This is a genomic window from Stenotrophomonas sp., from assembly GCF_032103445.1.
Classification (GTDB): domain Bacteria; phylum Pseudomonadota; class Gammaproteobacteria; order Xanthomonadales; family Xanthomonadaceae; genus Stenotrophomonas.
Genome location: NZ_DAMDFR010000003.1, coordinates 34,504 through 54,376 on the forward strand (window position 1 = coordinate 34,504; position 19,873 = coordinate 54,376).

20 protein-coding genes and 1 tRNA gene are annotated in these 19,873 nt (G+C 65.4%); 12 read left to right on the forward strand and 9 right to left on the reverse strand.

The window, feature by feature from the left end:
* The first annotated feature begins 16 nt into the window (after positions 1-16).
* From RT551_RS01860 to RT551_RS01875, 4 genes are all read left to right on the forward strand, one after another.
* A complete protein-coding gene (locus tag RT551_RS01860; protein WP_313455313.1) occupies positions 17-1,534 on the forward strand; it encodes an alanine/glycine:cation symporter family protein in 1,518 nt (505 codons plus the stop codon).
* Between the two features lie 52 nt (positions 1,535-1,586).
* Complete coding sequence (locus RT551_RS01865; RefSeq protein WP_313455467.1) at positions 1,587-2,381, forward strand: TrmH family RNA methyltransferase; 795 nt, start codon at positions 1,587-1,589, stop codon at positions 2,379-2,381.
* A 448-nt stretch (positions 2,382-2,829) separates the two neighbouring features.
* Positions 2,830-3,801, forward strand: coding sequence for a hypothetical protein (locus RT551_RS01870; protein WP_313455314.1), 972 nt, complete (start codon positions 2,830-2,832; stop codon positions 3,799-3,801).
* A gap of 14 nt (positions 3,802-3,815) precedes the next feature.
* Entirely contained in the window at positions 3,816-5,267 is a 1,452-nt protein-coding gene (locus tag RT551_RS01875) for an alanine/glycine:cation symporter family protein (RefSeq protein WP_313455316.1), read from the forward strand.
* 4 nt (positions 5,268-5,271) lie between these two features.
* Here the strand turns inward: RT551_RS01875 and RT551_RS01880 are convergent, their stop codons facing one another.
* The 4 genes from RT551_RS01880 to RT551_RS01895 form a co-directional block, all read right to left on the reverse strand.
* Positions 5,272-6,693, reverse strand: a complete 1,422-nt coding sequence (locus RT551_RS01880; protein WP_313455317.1) for a M20/M25/M40 family metallo-hydrolase — start codon at positions 6,691-6,693, stop codon at positions 5,272-5,274.
* A gap of 136 nt (positions 6,694-6,829) precedes the next feature.
* The gene (mscL, locus tag RT551_RS01885) at positions 6,830-7,234 is read right to left on the reverse strand and encodes a large-conductance mechanosensitive channel protein MscL (protein WP_313455318.1); all 405 of its coding nucleotides are present in this window, start codon (positions 7,232-7,234) and stop codon (positions 6,830-6,832) included.
* A 55-nt stretch (positions 7,235-7,289) separates the two neighbouring features.
* The gene (locus RT551_RS01890) at positions 7,290-7,997 is read right to left on the reverse strand and encodes a fumarylacetoacetate hydrolase family protein (protein ID WP_313455320.1); all 708 of its coding nucleotides are present in this window, start codon (positions 7,995-7,997) and stop codon (positions 7,290-7,292) included.
* Positions 7,998-8,077: 80 nt separating this feature from the next.
* Complete coding sequence (locus RT551_RS01895) at positions 8,078-8,350, reverse strand: hypothetical protein (protein WP_311192401.1); 273 nt, start codon at positions 8,348-8,350, stop codon at positions 8,078-8,080.
* 179 nt (positions 8,351-8,529) lie between these two features.
* On the opposite strand from RT551_RS01895, the gene RT551_RS01900 reads away from it, so the two are divergent.
* On the forward strand, positions 8,530-8,874 hold the full coding sequence (locus RT551_RS01900) for a Rieske 2Fe-2S domain-containing protein (RefSeq protein ID WP_313455322.1): 345 nt from the start codon (positions 8,530-8,532) through the stop codon (positions 8,872-8,874).
* On the opposite strand, the gene RT551_RS01905 is transcribed toward RT551_RS01900, so the two are convergent.
* The 4 genes from RT551_RS01905 to thiS all read right to left on the reverse strand — a co-directional run bounded on the left by RT551_RS01905 (position 8,871) and on the right by thiS (position 12,591).
* Entirely contained in the window at positions 8,871-10,718 is a 1,848-nt protein-coding gene (locus RT551_RS01905) for an SLC13 family permease (RefSeq protein ID WP_313455323.1), read from the reverse strand. The two genes, RT551_RS01900 and RT551_RS01905, sit on opposite strands and share 4 nt — an antisense overlap.
* A 23-nt stretch (positions 10,719-10,741) precedes the next feature.
* Positions 10,742-11,476 (reverse strand): tRNA (guanosine(46)-N7)-methyltransferase TrmB, encoded by a 735-nt coding sequence (gene trmB, locus RT551_RS01910; RefSeq protein WP_311192398.1) that lies wholly within the window; start codon positions 11,474-11,476, stop codon positions 10,742-10,744.
* Positions 11,476-12,270, reverse strand: coding sequence for a thiazole synthase (locus RT551_RS01915; protein WP_313455325.1), 795 nt, complete (start codon positions 12,268-12,270; stop codon positions 11,476-11,478). Before RT551_RS01915 ends, trmB begins: the two co-directional genes overlap by 1 nt.
* Before the next feature lie 120 nt (positions 12,271-12,390).
* A complete protein-coding gene (gene thiS, locus RT551_RS01920) occupies positions 12,391-12,591 on the reverse strand; it encodes a sulfur carrier protein ThiS (protein WP_313455326.1) in 201 nt (66 codons plus the stop codon).
* 202 nt (positions 12,592-12,793) lie between these two features.
* On the opposite strand from thiS, the gene RT551_RS01925 reads away from it, so the two are divergent.
* From RT551_RS01925 to RT551_RS01935, 3 genes are all read left to right on the forward strand, one after another.
* The gene (locus RT551_RS01925; RefSeq protein ID WP_313455328.1) at positions 12,794-14,623 is read left to right on the forward strand and encodes an autotransporter domain-containing protein; all 1,830 of its coding nucleotides are present in this window, start codon (positions 12,794-12,796) and stop codon (positions 14,621-14,623) included.
* 74 nt (positions 14,624-14,697) lie between these two features.
* A tRNA-Gly gene (locus RT551_RS01930) sits at positions 14,698-14,771 on the forward strand.
* 606 nt (positions 14,772-15,377) lie between these two features.
* Complete coding sequence (locus RT551_RS01935; RefSeq protein WP_313455330.1) at positions 15,378-15,734, forward strand: nuclear transport factor 2 family protein; 357 nt, start codon at positions 15,378-15,380, stop codon at positions 15,732-15,734.
* Position 15,735: 1 nt separating this feature from the next.
* Here the strand turns inward: RT551_RS01935 and RT551_RS01940 are convergent, their stop codons facing one another.
* Positions 15,736-16,107, reverse strand: coding sequence for a hypothetical protein (locus tag RT551_RS01940; protein ID WP_313455332.1), 372 nt, complete (start codon positions 16,105-16,107; stop codon positions 15,736-15,738).
* A 54-nt stretch (positions 16,108-16,161) separates the two neighbouring features.
* Between RT551_RS01940 and rimK the strand changes: the two genes are divergently transcribed.
* The 4 genes from rimK to RT551_RS01960 all read left to right on the forward strand — a co-directional run bounded on the left by rimK (position 16,162) and on the right by RT551_RS01960 (position 19,791).
* Positions 16,162-17,064, forward strand: a complete 903-nt coding sequence (gene rimK / locus RT551_RS01945) for a 30S ribosomal protein S6--L-glutamate ligase (RefSeq protein WP_313455334.1) — start codon at positions 16,162-16,164, stop codon at positions 17,062-17,064.
* Positions 17,065-17,313: 249 nt separating this feature from the next.
* Entirely contained in the window at positions 17,314-17,775 is a 462-nt protein-coding gene (locus RT551_RS01950) for a hypothetical protein (protein ID WP_313455335.1), read from the forward strand.
* A gap of 8 nt (positions 17,776-17,783) precedes the next feature.
* On the forward strand, positions 17,784-18,461 hold the full coding sequence (locus RT551_RS01955) for a response regulator transcription factor (RefSeq protein WP_070207495.1): 678 nt from the start codon (positions 17,784-17,786) through the stop codon (positions 18,459-18,461).
* Between the two features lie 4 nt (positions 18,462-18,465).
* Positions 18,466-19,791 (forward strand): HAMP domain-containing sensor histidine kinase, encoded by a 1,326-nt coding sequence (locus RT551_RS01960; RefSeq protein WP_313455336.1) that lies wholly within the window; start codon positions 18,466-18,468, stop codon positions 19,789-19,791.
* Positions 19,792-19,873 lie beyond the last annotated feature (82 nt).

The window sequence follows — 19,873 nt, forward strand, 5'->3', positions numbered from 1 at the left end:
CGACTGGAGAGAGCGCGTGGAAGCAGCCGTACATTTCATCAATGGCATCATCTGGAGCAAGGCACTCATCGCCGTGTGCCTGCTCGCGGGGCTGTACTTCAGCCTGCGCACCCGCTTCATGCAGCTCCGCGGTTTCGTGGAAATGTGCCGCCTCACGGTGAAGGGCGAAAAGTCCGACGCCGGTGTGTCCTCGTTCCAGGCGCTGGCGATGTCGATGGCCGGGCGCATGGGCATCGGCAACATCGCCGGCGTGGCCACCGCCATCGCCTTCGGCGGCCCCGGTGCCATCTTCTGGATGTGGATCATGGGCTTCCTCGGCGCGTCCACCTCGTACGTGGAATGCACCCTGGCGCAGATCTACAAGACCAAGGACGCCGAAGGGCGCTACCGTGGTGGTCCGGCGTACTACATTGAAAAGGCCATGGGCCTGAAGTGGTATGCCATGGCCTTCGCCATCGCCACGATCATTGCCGCCGGCTTCCTGATGCCGGGCGTGCAGGCCAACGCGATTGCCGACAGCATCATCAACGCCTGCCGCGGCGGCGCGCTGTGCGGTCCGCTCGACGGCCAGGCCTTCGGCATGGATGCGGTGTCCGCACTGAAGCTGGGCATCGGCATCGTGGTCGCCCTGCTGCTGGCGGTGGTGATCTTCGGCGGCGTCAAGCGCATCGCCAACTTCGCCGAGATCGTGGTGCCGTTCATGGCCGCCGGCTTCATCCTGATGGCCGTGGTCATCATGATCATCAACTACGAGCGCGTGCCGGAAATGTTCGGCATCATCTTCAACAGCGCGTTCGGTACCCACGCCGCCTTTGGCGCGATGATGGGTCTGGCGATTGAATGGGGCGTCAAGCGCGGCATCTACGCCAACGAAGCCGGCCAGGGCTCGGGCCCGCACGCCGCCGCGGCGTCGGAAGTCTCACACCCGGCCAAGCAGGGCTACGTGCAGGCCTTCGCGATCTACTTCGACACCATGATGGTGTGCACCGCCACCGCCTTCCTGATCCTGGCCAGCGGCACCTACAACGTGTACTCGCCAGTGGAAGGCGCTGCGCCGATCTTCCAGGGCCTGGCCGGCATTCCGGAAGGCGCGGGCTACGCCCAGGCCGGTGTGGAAGCCGTGCTGCCGGGCTGGGGCGCGTCGTTCGTCTCGATGGCGATCTTCTTCTTCGCCTTCACCACCATCATGGCGTACTACTACATGGCTGAAACCAATCTCAGCTATGTAAACCACAACAAGCATCGCCCGCTGACCGTGCTGCTGCTGCGTCTGGGCATCATCGGCATGGTCATCTTCGGTGCCTTCCACAACGCCACCCTGGCCTGGGGCCTGGGCGACATCGGCGTGGGCCTGATGGCCTGGCTGAACATCATTGCCATCTTCATCATCCAGAAGCCGGCCATGCTGGCCCTGCGCGACTACGAACGGCAGAAGAAGCTGGGCCTGGACCCGATCTTCGACCCGGACGCGCTGGGTATCAAAAACGCCGACTTCTGGCGTCAACGCAAGCTGGAGCTGTCCCGTAGTGAGTGATCCCTGGAAAAACGCACGCCGCCCGTCGGCGCGTCCGCCGCGCGCCACCCCGCTGCCCCCGCGTGAGGGTGGTGGGCATGGCGGTGGTCAAGGCACGCCGCCCGGGCGTGGCAACGACGAGCTGCGCCTGTACGGTCTGAATGCCGTGCAGGCCCTGTTCGAGAAGCGCCCGCAGGCGCTGCGCAAGCTGTATCTGGCCGAAGCGATGATTCCGCGCCTGCAGCCGCTGCTGAAATGGTGCGTGGCCAACCGCGTCGGCTATCGCGTGGTCGAAGAGGGCGACCTGAACAAGCTTGCCGCCACCACCCACCACGAAGGCGTGGTCGCCGACGTGCTGCGGGCCCCGATGCTGGAGCTGGGCGAATGGCTGGACAGCCTGCCGGCCGGCAAGCCGGTACTGGCGTTGTGGCTGGACGGCGTGGGCAACCCGCACAACTTCGGGGCCATCCTGCGTTCGGCCGCGCATTTCGGCGTGGCCGGGTTGCTGCTGCCGCCGGGCGCGACGCTGGCGCTGTCCGGGGCCGCCGCGCGCGTTGCCGAGGGCGGCGCCGAAGCGGTGCCGCTGGTGCGTCTGCCGGTGTTGCCGCAGGCGATGGCGCAGCTGCGCCAGGCCGGGTTCGGTCTGGCTGCCACGCTGGTCGAGGGCGGCGACAACCTGTTTGCCAGCACGCTGCCGGCACGGCTGGTGTATGTGATGGGTGCCGAAGGCGAGGGCATGGACCGTGACCTGGCGCAGGACTGCGACCTGCAGGTGTCCATTCCCGGTAGCGGTGCGGTGGAAAGCCTCAACGTGGCCTCGGCGACGGCGGTGTTGCTGTCGCACTGGTACGCGCACACGCTGAGTTGATTGACCGGGGTGGCGCAGCTGCGCTGCCCCGCGTGGTGTGACCAACTGCTGCCATTCAGCAGTGACTACAGGCGATTCGGAGTTTTCGGATGGTGGCGCGGCGGTTGAATGCGCCACTCTGAGCACCGGTACTGTATTGCGTAGGTGAGGAGAGACACCCACGCAGTGCGGCACCGTTGTCCGGAACACGGACCGTCCGTGTCGCTCACCGCGTGGGGTGTGACGAATCCCGGTAGCCCGGTCGCCCAGCGACCGGGCTTTTTTTTGTGCCCGACACCCGTAGTGACACGCCATGCGTGTCTGCTTTCACCCAAATGCGACAACCATTGTCGCAATCAACACCAACATGCCCCCAAAGTTCACAGAACCCCCAACTTTGAACATTTAATGATTTTTCAACGCGACAGCGCCCGGCAGATTGCAGCTTCCAACACCACAGGAAGCACCCATGTCGCGACTGATTCCCCTGGCCCTGGCCACCCTGATGTTCGTTCCGGCCATGGCCTCGGCCAGCGGCCGCACCCTTGAAGGCGTCAACTTCACCGGCCCGCTGATCACCCCGAATCCGGCCGGCATGCCCAAGGGCAACGCCTACGTCGAGCCGTATCTGATCCGCACCGACAGCGACCGCTACTACGACGGCGAAGGCCGTCGCCATGACAGCCCCGACAGCAGCGCCTGGTTGATGGTGCTGCCGATCGCCTACGGTCTGGGCGAGCGTGTCACCGCACAGGTCAACCTCAGCGCGGCCCGCGTGGAGGCAGCCGGCGAACGCAGCCGTGGCTTCCGCGCCGGCGACACCACCGCCATGGTCCAGTACGCACTGCAGAAGTCGAACGAAGACGGCACCCGTCCGGCCATCTCGCTGTCGGTCACCCAGCGCTACGCCACCGGCAGCTATGACCGCATCGGCGGCAATCCGCTCAATGCGCAGGGGGACGGTGTGCAGCGCACCAGCTTCGGCCTGGGCATGCAGCAGGTCGTCTGGATGCCCAACGACCGACCGCTGCGCTGGCGCGCCCAGCTCACCGCCAGTCCGGCTCCGGCGCGTGTCGCCCTGAACGACAACAGCGTGTACGGCACCCCGGACGGCTTCCGCGGCAACTACGCCCCCGGCTCCCTGTTGGGCGTTTCCGCTGCCGCCGAGTACAGCTTCAGCTCGCGCTGGGTGGGCGTGTTCGAAGTGGCCGCCAGCCGCCAGTCCGACCGTCGCCTGAGTGGTTACTCCCCCGGTGCCGACGGCAACGCACAGCGCGTTGAACTGCGTCTGCCGGCAACCCGCGTGGTCAGTCTGGCTCCGGCCGTGGAATACCACTTCTCGCCGAACGTCGGGCTGATCGCCGGCGTGGAGTTCAGCGTGGCCGGCCGCAACACCGGCAGTTACATCAGCCCGCAGATCGCGCTGGGCATGTTCTTCTGACCGCAGGAGGTTCCTTGAACATTGAAGCCATTGTCACCTACGTCGTAGGCGTGGTCTGGAGCCCGGTGCTGGTCGGCCTGTGTCTGCTGGTCGGCCTCTACTTCAGCCTGCGCACGCGTTTCATCCAGTTGCGGGCGCTGCCGGACATGCTGCGCCTGATGACCCAGGGTCGCAGTTCCGGTTCGGGCGTGTCCTCGTTCCAGGCGCTCAGCATGTCGCTGTCCAGCCGCGTCGGTGTCGGCAACATCGCCGGTGTGGCCATGGCCATTGCCTACGGTGGGCCGGGTGCGATCTTCTGGATGTGGCTGGTTGCCTTCCTCGGCGCGGCCAGCGCGTTTGTCGAGTCGACCCTGGCGCAGATCTACAAGGAACGCGACAGCAATGGCATGTTCCGTGGCGGCCCCGCGTACTACATCGAGCGGGGGCTGGGTAAACGCTGGTACGCCGTGCTGTTTGCGCTCAGCACCCTGGTCGCGTGTGGGCTGTTCCTGCCCGGTACCCAGTCCAACGCGATTGTCAGCGCGGTGGATGAAGCCTGGGCCATTCCGGGCTGGGTAACCACAGCGGTCATCGGCAGCGGTGTGGCCCTGGTGCTGTTCGGCGGGGTGCGCCGGATCGCCCAGGTCACCCAGGTGGTGGTGCCGGTGATGGCGGTTGGCTATCTGCTGGTGGCGGGCATCGTCATGGTGCTCAACATCGATGCGGTACCGGAGATGTTCGTGATGATCCTGCGCAGCGCGTTCGGCACCGACGCCGCATTCGGCGCAATGATCGGCACGGCCATCCAGTGGGGCGTGCGTCGCGGCGTGCTGTCCAACGAGGCAGGCATGGGCAGCGGTGCCCATCCTGCCGCCGCGGCAGACGTGTCACATCCGGTCAAACAGGGTCTGGTGCAGGCGTTCTCGGTGTACATCGACACCATGGTGGTGTGCAGTGCCACCGCGTTCCTGATCCTCTCCACCGGCGCGTACAACGTCTACGATCCGCTGTCGCAGACGGGGCAGTTCATCGTGTCCAACGTCGGCGCCCTGGAAGCCGGGCCGCGGTACGTGCAGCAGGCAGTGGAATCGGCGCTGCCCGGGTTTGGCCGCTCGTTCATTGCATTGGCCATCCTGCCGTTCGCGTTCACCACCGTCCTGGCGCTTTACTACACCGCCGAGACCAATCTGGTGTATCTGAGCCGTAACCGCCCGTCGCCGAAGCTGCTGGCCGCGTTCCGGATCGCCTTCCTGGCGGCCATGAGCTATTCGGCGCTGAACACCGCGACCGTGGCCTGGACACTCGGCGACATCGGCGTCGGCATGATGTGCTGGTTGAACATCATCGCGTTGCTGCTGCTGCAGAAGCCGGCATTGGCGGCACTGCGCGATTACGAGGCCATCCGTGGCATCGGCGAGGATCCGGTGTACAGGCCGGAAACCCCGACCCGGGCGGCCCCCGATGTATGGGAAACCGCCCGGTCGTGATCGGTCATTCGTTCGGCGGCGTGGTCGGCTTGGCCTCGCTGCCGAACGAACCCTCGGCCTCGGCGGACAGGTACGCGAACACGGTGTAGGCCGCCACGTTCTGTGCCAGCGCCGCCGGGTCGATCTTGTCCAGGGTGTCGTCGGCGGTGTGGTGCAGGTGGAAGTAGTCGCTGCCGTCCTGCGCCAGCCACGCCCAGGCACCGCCCTTGGCGGCCAACGGGCCGATATCCGGTCCCGGGCCACCCTTGTCGGCCACGTACTCGATACCCAGCGGCTTCATCACTTCCGCAATCTGGCGGGTCGCTTCGCGCGAACCTTCCGGATTCGGCGAACCGGTGTTGAACGCATAGATACGACCGGCACCGAAGTCGCTCTCGGCGGCCACCTGGTGCAGGGCAATGTCCTTGGCGTGTGCTTCGGCGTATGCCTTGCCGCCGTACAGGCCCTGTTCTTCGTTGGCGAAGGCCACCACGCGGATGGTGCGCTTGGGAGCCTGCTTGAGCTGGCCGATCAGGTGGCCGGCGGCCATGGTGATGGCCACGCCTGCGCCGTCATCCACCGCGCCGGTGCCCAGATCCCACGAATCCAGATGCCCACCGATCACCACCACTTCCTTGGGCAGGCTGCGCCCGGTGATCTCGCCGATGACGTTGTAGGAGGTGGCCTTGCCGTCCCAGCCGCAATCCAAGTCGAGCTTGATGCGGGTGCTGCCCAGCGCGACCAGACGGGCCAACTGGTTGGCATCGGGCACCGACAGCGCGGCTGCCGGCACCGGGGTCAGGCCCTCGTCGAAGCGGGTGATGCCGGTGTGCGGCACACGGTGCGAATCGGTACCGGCCGAGCGCATCACAAAGCCGACCGCGCCCTTGCGGATGGCTTCAGACGGGCCCTTGCTGCGCACCGCGCCGCCCTTGCCGTAGTCGCGGCCATCGCGGTACGCGGTCATCTGGTAGTCGACGAAGGCGATCTTGCCCTTCAGCGAACCCTCTGGTGCCGCCTGCAGCGCGGCCAGATCGGCAAAGCGCACCACCTCGGCTTCGACCGAACCCCCCGGGCTGCCGCCCAGTGCGGTGATCGCCAGCGGCTGGGCATGCTTGCCGACTACCTGCGCGCTTTCACTGCGGCGTTCCCACTTCGGGAACTCCACCGGTTCGGTCCAGACCTTGTCGAAGCCCAGCGCCTTGAACTTGGCCACCGCCCAGGCCACGGCGCGTGCGTCGGCTTCACTGCCGGCGATGCGCGGGCCGATCTCGGTGGTCAGCGATTCCACCACCTTCCAACCGGTGTCGTCCTTCAGCGCCTGCTCGCGCAGCTGCGCGGCGGTGCCCAGCGAGGCCGGCGGCAGCGTGGTGGTTGAAGGGGCGGCGAAGGCCGGCGAGGCCAGCAGCGCGAGGGTGGAGGCGATGGCAAGAACGCGGCGACGCATGGACGAACTCCACAAAACGGGGCGGAAGCGTCCGAGAGTAGCAGCATCGTCCCGCCGCACATGGGCGGGAGGTCATGGTTCTGGAAGATGCTGTTTTCCATCAACGAAAAACCCCGCCGGGGCGGGGTTTTCGGGATCATTTCCTGAGGTTGTCGCGGATCTCGCGCAGCAGCAGGATTTCTTCCTTCGGCGCGGCCGGAGCCGCTTCCTTCTTCTGGGCGAGGCGGTTGATGACCTTCACCACCATGAAGATCGCAAACGCCACGATGATGAACTGGACCAGCGTGTTGAGGAAATCGCCGTAGCCGATCACCACGGCGGGAATCTCGGTGCCGTCCGCCGCCACCCGGGCGGACGACAACGTCCAGGCCAGTTCCGAGAAGTCCACCCGGCCGATCAGGTAGCCCAGCGGCGGCATGATGATCTTGTCCACCAGTGCGGTGACGATCTTGCCGAAGGCGGCACCAATCACGACACCGACCGCCAGGTCGATGACGTTGCCACGCATGGCAAATTCCTTGAACTCAGTCAGCATCCCCATCGGGTTCTCCTGTTGTCGTGCATTCAAAAGGCAAGGCAGGGTAGCCCAGCCGATGTCATCCGCCGATGATGCCGTGTCGCTCGGCCACGTTTTCCAGGCGCGCGCTGAAGCGATCTCCCGGCTTCAATGCGGCCACGCCACTGGGCGTGCCCATGAACACCAGGTCGCCAGCGCGCAGCGCCCACAGCTTGGACAGCTCGTGCAGAATCTCCGGCACGTTCCAGATCATCTGGTCCAGCAGCGACTGCTGGCGCACCTCGCCGTTGATCTCCAGCGACAGGTTCAACGCGGCCAGATCGCCCACTTCACCGGCCGGCACCAGTTCGCTCACCGGTGCGGAGTAGTCAAAGCCCTTCGCGGTGTCCCACGGATGGCCCTTGGCCTTGGCCGCCGCCTGCAGATCGCGACGGGTCAGGTCCAGGCCCACGCCGTAACCGAACACCAGTGCTTCGGCCTGGTCGACCGGCAGTTCGCCCGCCGGCGCATCACGGCCAATCGCCACCACCAGCTCCACTTCGTGGTGCAGGTCGTGGGTGGCGGGCGGGTAGGGGATCACATCGTCATGGCCGACCACGATCGCGTCGGCCGGCTTGGAGAAGAACATCGGGCGACCGCGGTCATCCGCCGCTGGCACCGCCGCTCCCATTTCGCGCGCATGGTCGGCGAAGTTGCGGCCCACGCAGTAGATGCGACGCACCGGGAAGGTGCCGCCGCCGGCAACCGGAATGCGGGGCGTTTCAGGAGTGGGGATTACATCGGTCATGCGCGCGTGTCCTGTTGCAGGGGTTCACGCGATGGTATGGCGGACCGCCGGTCCGCAACAACCTCAAACCGTCAATGGCCTCAACGCGACAACGGCAACGCCTGCTTGCGCACCACGCGGTATTCGCCTTCCACGATCTTCGGGTCGCCCGCACGCGCCGCCGCCTTGCGGCTGGCCAGCAGCTTCCAGGCCACGCCGGCAATGATCATCGCCGCGCCCACGAACACGCCCACGAACACCAATGCGGCCAGAATGGCCAGACCCAACAGGCCCACCGCAACGCGCACCAACGGATGGCGCGGCTTGCGCGGCGCGAACAGGGTGCGGAACTGGTTAAACTGGAATCGGATCATGGCGGTCATTCGGCTGAAGTCAGCAGGCGGCCAGTATCCGAGGTCACTTGGCCGCATGAGTGAAAAATACGTTAAGTGCGACAATCTGTCATTTCAAATCAATGGCTTGCGTTCATTTTCCGGCCAGCTGGCGGTCAGGCATGCGACAATTCCGCCCTCGTTCGCCGCTGTGAAACGCCATGTCCGCTGCTGAATCGCCGTCGCCCCTGATCGCCGTGGAAGCCATCGCTGACGGTGCCTTCGCCGAAGTGGAGGTGTGCCTGGACGGCGATTACGAATCGGCCGTGCTGTATCGCCACGGCGACAGCGTGCGCGGCTGGCTCAACATCTGTCCGCATGCCGGTCGCCGGCTGGATTGGGCCCCGGGGCAGTTCCTTAAAAGTCGCGAAGGGCATCTGGTATGTGCCGCGCATGGGGCTTCGTTCTCGCTGGAAGATGGCGAGTGCGTGGCGGGGCCGTGCAAGGGCGATGCGTTGCGCGCGGTGGCATTGCAGGTGCGCGACGGGCAGGTCTACCTGGCCTAGAACATCAGGTTGATCATCAACACGACCACTGCCGTGTAGATCAACGACAACGGCGCACCCACCCGCCACAGCTCGCGCGGGGTGTAGTTGGCCGGGCCGGTGATCATCGAAATCACCGGGTTCGAAGCGGTCATCAGGTTGTTGGACGCCGACAAGGCCACAATCAACGCAAACGCGGTCGGGTTGCCACCCGCCGCCAGCGCCAGATTCACCGCAATGGGTACCATCACGATGGTCGCCCCGACATGGCTGATCACCAGCGAGAACAGCGTGGTCAGCAGCGCCAGCGCGATTTCCAGCGTCCACACCGGAATGCCGGTGGGCAGACGGTCGATGGTGTGCCCCGCCACCCAGGCCGCCGCACCGCTGCTGTCCATCGCCCAGCCCAGCGGAATCAGTCCAGCCATCATGAAGATGGTCTTCCAGTTGATCGAGGCATACGCCTCGTCCATGCGCAGCACGCCGGTCAGCAGCATGCCGGCCACCCCGGTCATCAGGGTCAGCGCCACCGGCAGCTTGGAGGTCAGCGCGATCAGGATGGTGATGGCGAAGATGGTCATCGCAATCTTGAACTTGTGTGGCCGCTGCTCGCCCTTTGGATAATCGGTCACCACCACGAAGTCGCGACTTTTCGCGGCCTGCGCCAGGTCGGTCCAGATGCTGTGAAACACCAGCATGTCGCCGGCGCGCAGCGGCACGTTGCGCACGTCTTCGCGGATGACCTGCTTGTCGCGGTTGATCGCCAGCAGGCTGATGCCGCGCTGCTTGCGCAGGCGCAGCTGAGAAGCACTCTTGCCGATCACTTCCGAGGTGGGCGGCACCACGGCTTCGGAGATACCCGCGCGGCTGGGGTTGAACAGGTCGCCCAGGTGCTTCAGCCGCGAGGACATGCGCAGGAACTGGTTCTGCGCGAAGTCGCTGACCTGCTGGCGGCTGCCCATCACGCCCAGCACGCTGCCGACCCAGATACGCATCTCGGCCGGTGGTGCCAGGCGGGTGTCGTTGCCGGTTTTCAGCGCCAGCATCAGCGGCGCGTCGTGCACGGTTTCGGCTTCGCCCAGGGTCATGCCGACCAGCGGGCTTTCCGCGCTCACCACCAGCTCGAACACGTCGCCTTCGATACCGTAGGTCTTGGCAAAGTAGCTTTCGGTGCGTGCCGGGGTGACCCCGTCGTTGGCCAGGGTTTCCTCTTCGACCAGCTTGCGGTCGCCGTAGAAGCGGAAGTACAGCAGCGAGGCGATCACCAGTGCCACGCCGATCGGCAGCGGTGCGAACATGCGCAGCGGCTCGATGGTGGCCAAGCCCGAGGGCAGGTTGTTGTTGGCCGAGGCCAACAGATCGTTCAGCAGAATCAGCGGCGAGTTGCCGACCATGGTCAGCGCACCGCCCATCACGATGGCGGCGGCAATCGGCAGCAGCAGCCGCTGCAGAGTCAGCCCGGTGCGTGCCGCCAGCCGCGAGGCGACCGGCAGGTACAGCGCCATCACCGACGGGTTCTGCATGAAAGACGAGTTCAGGCCGGCGATGGCCGTGGTCATCATCAGCAGGCGCGTTTCCACCCCGTGGCCTCGCCGCAGCAGCCACGCCGCCAGCCGGTTCAGGGCCCCGGTGCGGTCCAGGCCCGCGCCGAGGATGGTGGTGGCGATGATGCTCATCACCGCGTTACCCGAGAAGCCGCCGAAGATTTCCTCCGGCGCGATCAGGCCGGTCACGCCCAGCACCACCAGCACCACCAGTGCCACCACGTCGGCGCGGATGCGCTCGAACAGGAACATCGCCATCGTGAAGCCGACCAGCCCGAGCACGAGCTTCATGTCGTTGGTCAGCGTCAGCGCGGTTTCCATGGCGGGGCGGTCCTTGCCTCAGGTCAGGTGCGGTCGTACAGCAGGTCCCACACACCGTGGCCGAGTTTCTGGCCGCGGGTCTCGAAGTGGGTCTGGGGACGCCACTCCGGGCGCTCCACCTGACCGCGTGGGCCAGCCCGGTTGACCAGCCCTTCGGTGGCCTCCAGCACTTCCCACATCTGCTCGGCGTAGTCTTCCCAGTCGGTGGCGCAGTGCAGGCGGCCGCCCGGGCGCAGCTTGCGCACCAGCAGCGCCGCGAACGCCGGCTGCAGCAGGCGGCGCTTGTTGTGGCGCTTCTTGTGCCACGGGTCCGGGAAGTAGATGCGCACTTCATCCAGCGCACCGTCGGCGATTTCCTTCTCAAGCACTTCCACGGCATCGTGGTGGTACAGGCGCACGTGGTCGGCGTTGTCGTCGGCCAGTGCGTTCAGCAGCCGGCCCACGCCCGGGGCGTGCACTTCAATGCCGATGTAGTCGCGGCTGGGATCCTGCTGGGCGGCGAAGCGCAGCGCCGCGCCGTTGCCGAAGCCGATTTCCAGCACCTTGTGCGCATCGCGGCCGAAGGTGGCGTTCAGATCGCGCGGTTCACCGGTGAAGTCCAGGCCGAAGCGCGGCCAGCGCTCGTCGAATGCGCGCTGCTGGGCCGGGGTGAAGCGGCCCTGGCGCAGCACGAAGCTGCGGATCTCGCGGCGGCCTTCGCTCACCGTGAACGGCTTGGGCGGAGCCTTGGCACCGCTGCTCGAGAACGGGTCGGTCATCAGCCGATCACTCCTTCCACCGGGGACGACGCACTGGCATAACGCTTGCGCGGAATGCGCCCGGCCAGGAAGGCTTCACGGCCCGCTTCGACGGCCTTGCGCATCGCGCTGGCCATCAGCACCGGATTGCGCGCACCGGCAATGGCGGTGTTCATCAGCACGCCGTCGCAGCCCAGTTCCATCGCGATGGCGGCGTCAGACGCCGTGCCCACGCCGGCGTCGACGATGATCGGCACCTTGGCGTTCTCGATGATTTCCAGCAGGTTGTACTTGTTCTGGATGCCCAGCCCCGAGCCGATCGGCGCGGCCAGCGGCATCACCGCCACGCAGCCGATCTCTTCCAGGCGCTTGGCCAGGATCGGGTCGTCGGAGGTGTAGACCATGACCTCGAAGCCGTCCTTGACCAGCTGCTCGGCGGCCTTGAGCGTCTGCACCACATCCGGATACAGGGTCTTCTGGTCGCCCAGCACTTCCAGCTTGGTCAGGTTGTGGCCGTCCAGCAGTTCGCGCGCCAGGCGGCAGGTGCGCACCGCGTCTTCAGCGGTGTAGCAGCCGGCGGTGTTGGGCAGGATCGTGTAGCGGTCCGGCGGCAGCACATCCAGCAGATTGGGCTCGCCCGGGTTCTGGCCGATGTTGGTGCGGCGGATGGCCACCGTGACGATCTGGGCCGCGGCCGCCTCGGTGGCGATGCGCGTTTCTTCCAGATCTTTGAACTTGCCGGTTCCGGTCAGCAGCCGGGACGTATAGGTCTTGCCGGCAATCACCAGCGAATCGGGGGAGGCATGAGCAGTCATGCGGCGAATTATCGCCCAAGCGGGCATCATCTGTCCGGTCGCATTAAACCCGTAGAGCCGGGCTTGCCCGGCTGCTCTACGCATCACGCCAACAGCAGCCGGGCAAGCCCGGCGCTACGATCAGCCCCCACCCAGCGCGTGCACGATCTCCACCACATCCCCGTCAGCCAGCACATGACCCTCATGCAGGCTCCGGGTCACGATCTCGCCATTGACCTCCACCGCCACCCGGCGCTGGGTCAACTGTTCCAGGTCCAGCAACTGCTGGACGGTGGTGCTTTGCGGAAGCTGGCGGGGTGCGCCGTTGAGCTGGATGTTCATGACGCCATTGTCCCCTAAACGTCACGCTTCCGCGTACCCTTGCCGCCCCCGTCGATGGCCGCAAAGCCCTGCGTTGGCGCGCTCCTGCAGGATTTCCGGCAGGTGCCATGCCGCAATGCAGCGTGTAACAGCCGGGGTGCAGTAGGACCATGGCACCGTGCGCCGGCGTACGTCGGCCGTTTTCACCCCCAAGGAGTGTTACATGCAGTTGAGCAAGCGACCCCTGCGTTCTCTGATGGCCGTTGCCATCGCCCTGGCTGCCATGCCGGCCATGGCCCAGTCCCCGTATTCCAAGACCGTGTTCATCGGCGACAGCCTGACGGACCAGGGTTACTTCCGTCCGTTACTGCCGGCTTCCGTGCAGCCGGTCACCGGCCAGTTCACCACCAACCCGGGTTGGGTGTGGGCCCAGTACGTGGCCGACTATTACGGCACCAATGCCACCGCCCACGGCAACGGCCAGAACGGTGACAACTACGCCATCGGCGGTGCCCGCGTCGGCGTGGACACCACCCAGGTTCTGGCAGCCGGTACCCCGGCCATCCCGGTCTACTCGCTGAAGACCCAGACCCAGCAGTACCTGCAGGCCAACGGTGGCAAGGCCGATGCCAATGCCCTGTACACCGTGTGGGGCGGGGCCAATGACCTGTTCGCCATCCAAGCCGGCGCACCGCTGCAGGCCACGCTGGGCGCGGCGGTCACCGACCAGGTCGGCATCGTTGGCACCCTGAAGGCGGCCGGCGCGCAGTACATCGTGGTGCCGACCCTGCCGGACATCGGCCTGACCCCGGCTGCCCGCGCCGGTGGCGCAGTGGGCATGGCGCAGGGCACTGCACTGGCCAAGGCCTACAACGACGCCCTGTTCGCCGGCCTGAAGAGCGCCGGTCTGCAGGTGATTCCGGTGGACACCTTCCACATCCTGCAGGAAATCGTCGCCAGCCCGGCCACCTACGGCTTCGTCAACGTGACCAGCCCGGCCTGCACCACCGCCTCGTCGCTGACCTGCAACCCGACTGCCTACGTCAACCCGAACGCAGCCAACAACTACGTGTTCGCTGACGGCGTGCACCCGACCACCGCGACCCACCAGATGCTGGGCCAGTACACCCTGTCGATCCTGGAAGCACCCCGCAATCAGCAGATCCTGACTCATTCGGCGCAGACCATCGGTCGCTCGCGCGCGGACCAGGTCAGCCTGCACGTGGGCGGCCGTCCGGCCGACGGCATGAGCTGGTGGGGCGGCGTGCGTGGCGACATGCAGCGCTACGACCACGCCGACCTGTACGACGGCCTGGCTCCGGCCGGTCTGTTCGGCATGGACTGGGCGAAGGACGGCATGGTGCTGGGCGGCTTCGCCGGCTATGGCCGCATGGACGCCGACTTCGGCAACAGCAAGGGCGATTTCACCCAGTCCGACACCACCCTGGGCCTGTTCGCCGGCTGGTACGGCGACAAGGTGTGGGTGAATGGTCAGGTCAGCTACAGCTGGCTCGATTACGACGTTACCCGCCGCGTCCAGCTGGGCCCGGCCGAGCGCACCCACACCGGCAAGCCGGAAGGTAGCAACCTCACCGCCGCGCTGAACGCCGGCTACGAGTTCGGCACCGAGGGCGGCCTGCGCCACGGCCCGATCGCTTCGGTGATCTGGCAGAAGGTCAAGCTGGACGCGTACACCGAGTCGAACCTCAGTGCCACCGCGCTGGGCTATGGCAACCAGGACGTGGACTCCACCGTGGGCCGCCTGGGCTGGCAGATGCGTTTCGACGGCGGCAGCGTCAAGCCGTACGCCCAGGTCACCTGGGACCACGAGTTCGAGGACGGCCAGCAGGCCAGTGCCTGGCTGCAGACCATGCCGGACGTGGGCATGTACAAGGTGCCGGGCCTGGAGTTCGACGAGGACTACGTGACCGCCATCATGGGCGTGCGCATGGAGATGTTCGGCCTGAACAGCAACATCGGCATCAGCACCACGGCCGCGCAGAACAGCGCCCGTGACGCCACGATCTTTGCGCAGTTCAGCGGCAGCTTCTGATGTACCGGCACGGGCGGCGCAACGCCGCCCGTTGCCTTTTGGCAGCCCGGGCGCATAGAATTCCCCGGCACCACGCGGGTGTAGCTCAATGGTAGAGCTGTAGCTTCCCAAGCTACTGACGAGGGTTCGATTCCCTTCACCCGCTCCACGGTTTGCAAGGCAAACCATGGAGCGTGGCGGCATGCCACCAGATCCCCGCGCCTGTCGGCGCGCCCCCTTGACTCAAGGGGGCTGTCATTTCGATTCCTGTTCCCGGCGCTGCACTCGCCTGATCGCTCTACCGATAGAGCGGTGTTGTCGCATCTTCCTCTGGCGTCGCGCATCAATGGTGACCATTCTCAGTGGCGGCGGAATGACCTAAACGCAGGTCGCTGCCAATCCACATGGTTTAACGGTGAGAGAGGGGGGGGCATGCATAGATTCGTTGCAGCTCTGCAGGAAGTCCTTGCTAGCATGGGTAATGCATTCCAGTGGTACCCCACGGGGCGTATCGATCAGTACGTCAAACGTCAATCGGTTGAAGCGCGAATGCACCGGAATTTCGCCCGCGTTGGGGCGCGCTTGGAGGGCGCAATGGGAAAGGTCAAGGATGAACAGCGGAAGGCGAAAGGGCGGAGCCTGGACTAAGGCAGCTGTTCACCACGCTCCTGCTAGTTGATTGTTGGCGTCTTGTTGACCGGCAGTGCATGTCGTTCTAACTCTGTGGCGTGCAGCATGTCAGCCTCGACCTGAAGACTATCGCTTGGAGTGTCTAATGATCGCTGCGGACCATAAAAGCATCCTTGAGCAGGCAAACGCCGCTGTTCGCGTCGGCGACAACGAAGGCTTCCTTGCGCACTGCACGGATGACATCCGCTGGACGACCGTGGGCGAGGGCACCCTGCAGGGCAAGCAGGCGGTGCGTGACTGGATGAAAACCGCCTATGCCTCGCCGCCGAGTTTCCGCGTTGAAAAACTGGTTGCCGAAGGCGACATGGTTGTCGCACTGGGGACGATCATGGCCGACGACGCGCAGGGTCAGCCAGCTGAATTTGCCTATAGCGACGTGTGGCGGTTCCGCGATGGGAAATTGGCCGAGCTCGATGCGTTTGTGATCCAGCCGAAGGGTTGAGTTACTGGCGCTCCCACAACTCCTGGTACGTCGTGGTCACGGTCACATTGCCTCGGTTTTCGTTTGGGGATAACTGGAAGCAGTATCGGCTCAGGCGGCCCGTGCGCCAGTGCACGGCGAACGTCAGCGACATCGTGCTCTCCGTCCAGTCGACTGCCATGACCTCGGGTCGATCGCCACTGTCCGTATCCAGTACTGACACATGCATGACGCCGTCGCGTACGTAAAACGTGAACTCAAGGTCCGAGAAGCCATCGCAGTGCTTCCAGGTGCCGACGATACGGTGTGCATTTCCGAAGGTCACAACAGTGCCCATGGCGAGGTGGCGCAGGTGGGGTAAGAGTGTCAATCGTACGCCAGCATCGACCGTCATCTGGGCATACCGCTACCGCGCTATGCTTCGCGCTTTCCTCCACTATATGCCCTGATGAAACTCGCCATCCTTTCCCGCAACAGCAAGCTGTACTCCACGCGGCGGTTGGTGGAGGCGGCTCGGTCGCGGGGGCACACCGTGCGGGTGCTGGACCCGCTGCGCTGCTACATGCGCATTGCCGCCGACGGTTTCACCATGCATTACAAAGGCCGGCCCATCACCGGGGTGGACGCGGTCATTCCGCGCATCGGCGCATCGATCACCCGCTACGGCACCGCCGTGCTGCGCCAGTTCGAGATGATGGGGGCGGTCACGCCCAATCCATCCGACGCCATCCTGCGCGCGCGCGACAAGCTGCGCGCGCACCAGATCCTGGCCTCCAAGGGCATCGACATGCCGGTGACCGTGTTCGGCGACAACCCGGACGACACCGTGGACCTGCTGTCGATGCTGGGCCCGCCGCCGCATGTGGTGAAGCTCAACGAGGGCACCCAGGGCAGGGGGGTGATCCTGACCGAGAAGGCCAGCGCCTCGCGCGGCATTGTCGAGGCCCTGCGCGGGCTGTACGCCAACTTCCTGATGCAGGAGTTCATTGGCGAAGCCCAGGGGGCCGACCTGCGCTGCCTGGTGGTCGGCGATCAGGTGGTCGGGGCGATGCGCCGGCAGGCCCAGGAAGGCGATTTCCGCTCCAACCTCCACGCCGGCGGCAGTGCCGAAGCCGTCAAAGCCACCCGCGCCGAGCAGCAGGTGGCCATCCGCTCGGCCCGCGCGCTGGGGCTGGGGGTGGCCGGGGTGGACCTGATCCGCTCCGATCGCGGCCCGCTGGTGCTGGAGGTGAACTCCACCCCGGGGCTGGAGGGTATCGAGGGCATCTGCCAAGGCGACCTGGCCGGGCGCATGATCGACCACGTGGCGGCCCAGGTGGCTGCAAAAAAATCTAATAAATCAAAGGCTTGAAAATATTTCGCGGAGGCTGGCCGGTTTTAACATGGGTTTAATCGCCCCCGGCGTAGTCTTCAACGGACCGCAGCTCTGCCCTCCTCAGCAGAAAACGGTAATCGGGAATGACTTCAGGCCCAGGCGGCTTCCGTCTGGGCCTTTTTCTTCCCCGAGCTGCTTAGGCCAAAACTCACTTGCTGCGTCTTCGCGTCCGGCATACATTCGGCATTCTGTTCATCTAACTAGGGATTGGTTGCAATGAAGCGAATGATTCTGGCTGCCGGGACTGCGGCCTTGATGTTGGTGGTGGGTGCGGCGCAGGCTGCGGATGGCGACACCGTGTTTGAACGCGGCAAGCCGCTGATTGCGCAGATCGACCGGATCGAGCTGCAGCTCAACGACGGCGAAACCTACTCTGAACTGGCCCCCGAGAAGCGTAGTGAGGTCCGCGAGACGCTGGCGCGTCTGCGTGCCATCACCGAACGCTATCCCGACCAGGCGTCGGTGCCCGAGGGCGTCAAGGTGGAGCAATTCAACGATCAGGCCCGTGTGAACGTGCTCTTGACCAAGGCGCGCGAAGATAGCCGTATGGTCTGCAAGCGGGAGAAGTCCACCGGCTCCAACCGCACCACGACCCAGTGCATGACGGTTGCCCAGCGTGAACGCGCCAAGGCAAAGGCGGAGAAGGACATGAGCAACGCACAGCGCACGGGTCATTCCCTTCTGTAAGAGGTCACATGCGAATTCTTGTAATTGAAGACAACAGCGACATCGCTGCCAACCTGGGCGACTACCTCGAAGACCGCGGCCACACCGTGGACTTCGCCGCCGATGGCGTCACCGGCCTGCATCTGGCGGTGGTGCACGAGTTCGACGCGATTGTGCTGGACCTCAATCTGCCGGGGATGGACGGCATCGAAGTCTGCCGCAAGCTTCGCAATGAAGCGCGCAAGCAGACCCCGGTGCTGATGCTCACCGCACGGGATTCGCTGGACAACAAGCTGGCCGGCTTCGACTCCGGTGCCGACGACTACCTGATCAAGCCGTTTGCGCTGCAGGAAGTGGAAGTGCGTCTGAACGCCCTGTCGCGTCGCGGCAAGGGCGTGCAGACCCGGGTGCTGGAAACCGGCGACCTGGAATACAACCTGGACACCCTGGAAGTTCGCCGCCAGGGCAAGCTGCTGCAGCTCAACCCCACCGCGCTGAAGATCCTGCAGGCGCTGATGGAGGCGGCACCGGCCGTGGTCACGCGCCAGGAACTGGAAACCCGCGTGTGGGGCGAAGAACTGCCCGATTCCGATTCCCTGCGCGTGCATATCCACGGCCTGCGCGCGGTGGTGGACAAGCCGTTTGAAGTGCCGCTGATCCAGACCCGCCATGGCATTGGATACCGCATCGCGGCTCCGGAAGTCTGATCCAATGCCGGCCACAGGGGGCCGTCGCCGCGCGCCATACCGGCGGCGGCTGCGCAGCCGCATCATCGTCTCGTTCGTGCTGTTGGGCTTCTGCCTGACCACGCTGTTTGCGTTCGCCACCAACTGGGCCCGCGCCCGGGTGGAGAACCAGCTGGTCGAGGACGTGATGAACCGGAATATCGATGAGTATGCGCGTCGGTTCCAGTTCGACCCCTCGCGCAGCCCCGATCTGCCGGTGCAGCAGATCCGTGCCTTCGTGTATACGCCGGACAAGTTTGACCGGGTGCGCGAGGAGCGCCCCGAGTGGGCCGAATTGCCCAACGGCAATCACAATGTGAGCGGTCTTGAGGAGAACGGGCAGGCGTTCTCCTACAAACTGGCCGTGCGCAAGACCCCTGAGGCCTGGTTCTTCCTCGCCTATGACATGACTGAGAGCATCCGCGTCGAGCAGCAGCTCAAGCGCGCGCTGTTCATTTCGGTGCTGGTGTTCAGCGTGCTCTCGCTGGTGCTGGGCTGGTGGTCGGCCTCGAAGGTGATGAAGCCCGTCTCGGACCTGGCCGCACGCCTGCGCGCCTACCGAGGTGGCACCAGTGACCCTGAGCCGCTGGCTCCGCGCTTCCCCGACGATGAGGTCGGGCAGCTGGCGCAGGCGCTGGATGATTACTCCGCGCGGCTCACCGAGGTGGTGCAGCGCGACCGCGAGTTCAATGCCGACGTCAGTCATGAACTGCGCACCCCGCTGGCGGTGATCCGTGGCGCGACCGAGCTGCTGCTCACCCGCCCCGACCTCGACCCCAAGGTGCTGCAGCGCCTGCAGCGCATCCAGCGTGCCGAACAGCAGTGCACCGACCTGATCGGCTCGCTGCTGCTGCTGTCGCGCAATGAGCGCGGGCAGGGCAGCAGCAACGTCGCCCGCGTCGCCGAGCAGCTGCTGGAGGCTCACCGCGCCCAGCTGGGCGGAAAGCCGCTGGAGCTCATCTTGGAAGGCGACCGCGAACTGGTCGTTGATGCACCCGAATCCGCGCTGTCCGTGGCGCTCGGCAACCTGATCGGCAACGCAGTGAAGTACTCGCAGGAAGGCTCGGTGCGGGTGAACGTAACTGGCGACCGCGTCGAAGTAACAGACAGTGGCCCGGGGCTGAGCGCTGAAGATGCCGCCAAGCTGTTCCAGCGCGGTTATCGCGGCACCCACGCCGGCCATTCGCAGGGCGGGGGGATTGGGCTTTCGATCGTCAGCCGGTTGTGCGATCTCTATGGGTGGCAGGTCAATGTGCGGCCGGGTGTGGATCGTGGTGTTGTGGCTACGTTGACGTTCACCCCCGCGGCCTAAGCATTAGGGCCGGGGGGGGGGCGCGCCGCGCCGGTTCCGTCGGCTATCCAGATTCCTGACGGTGTTATCAGTTTCTGCCTCT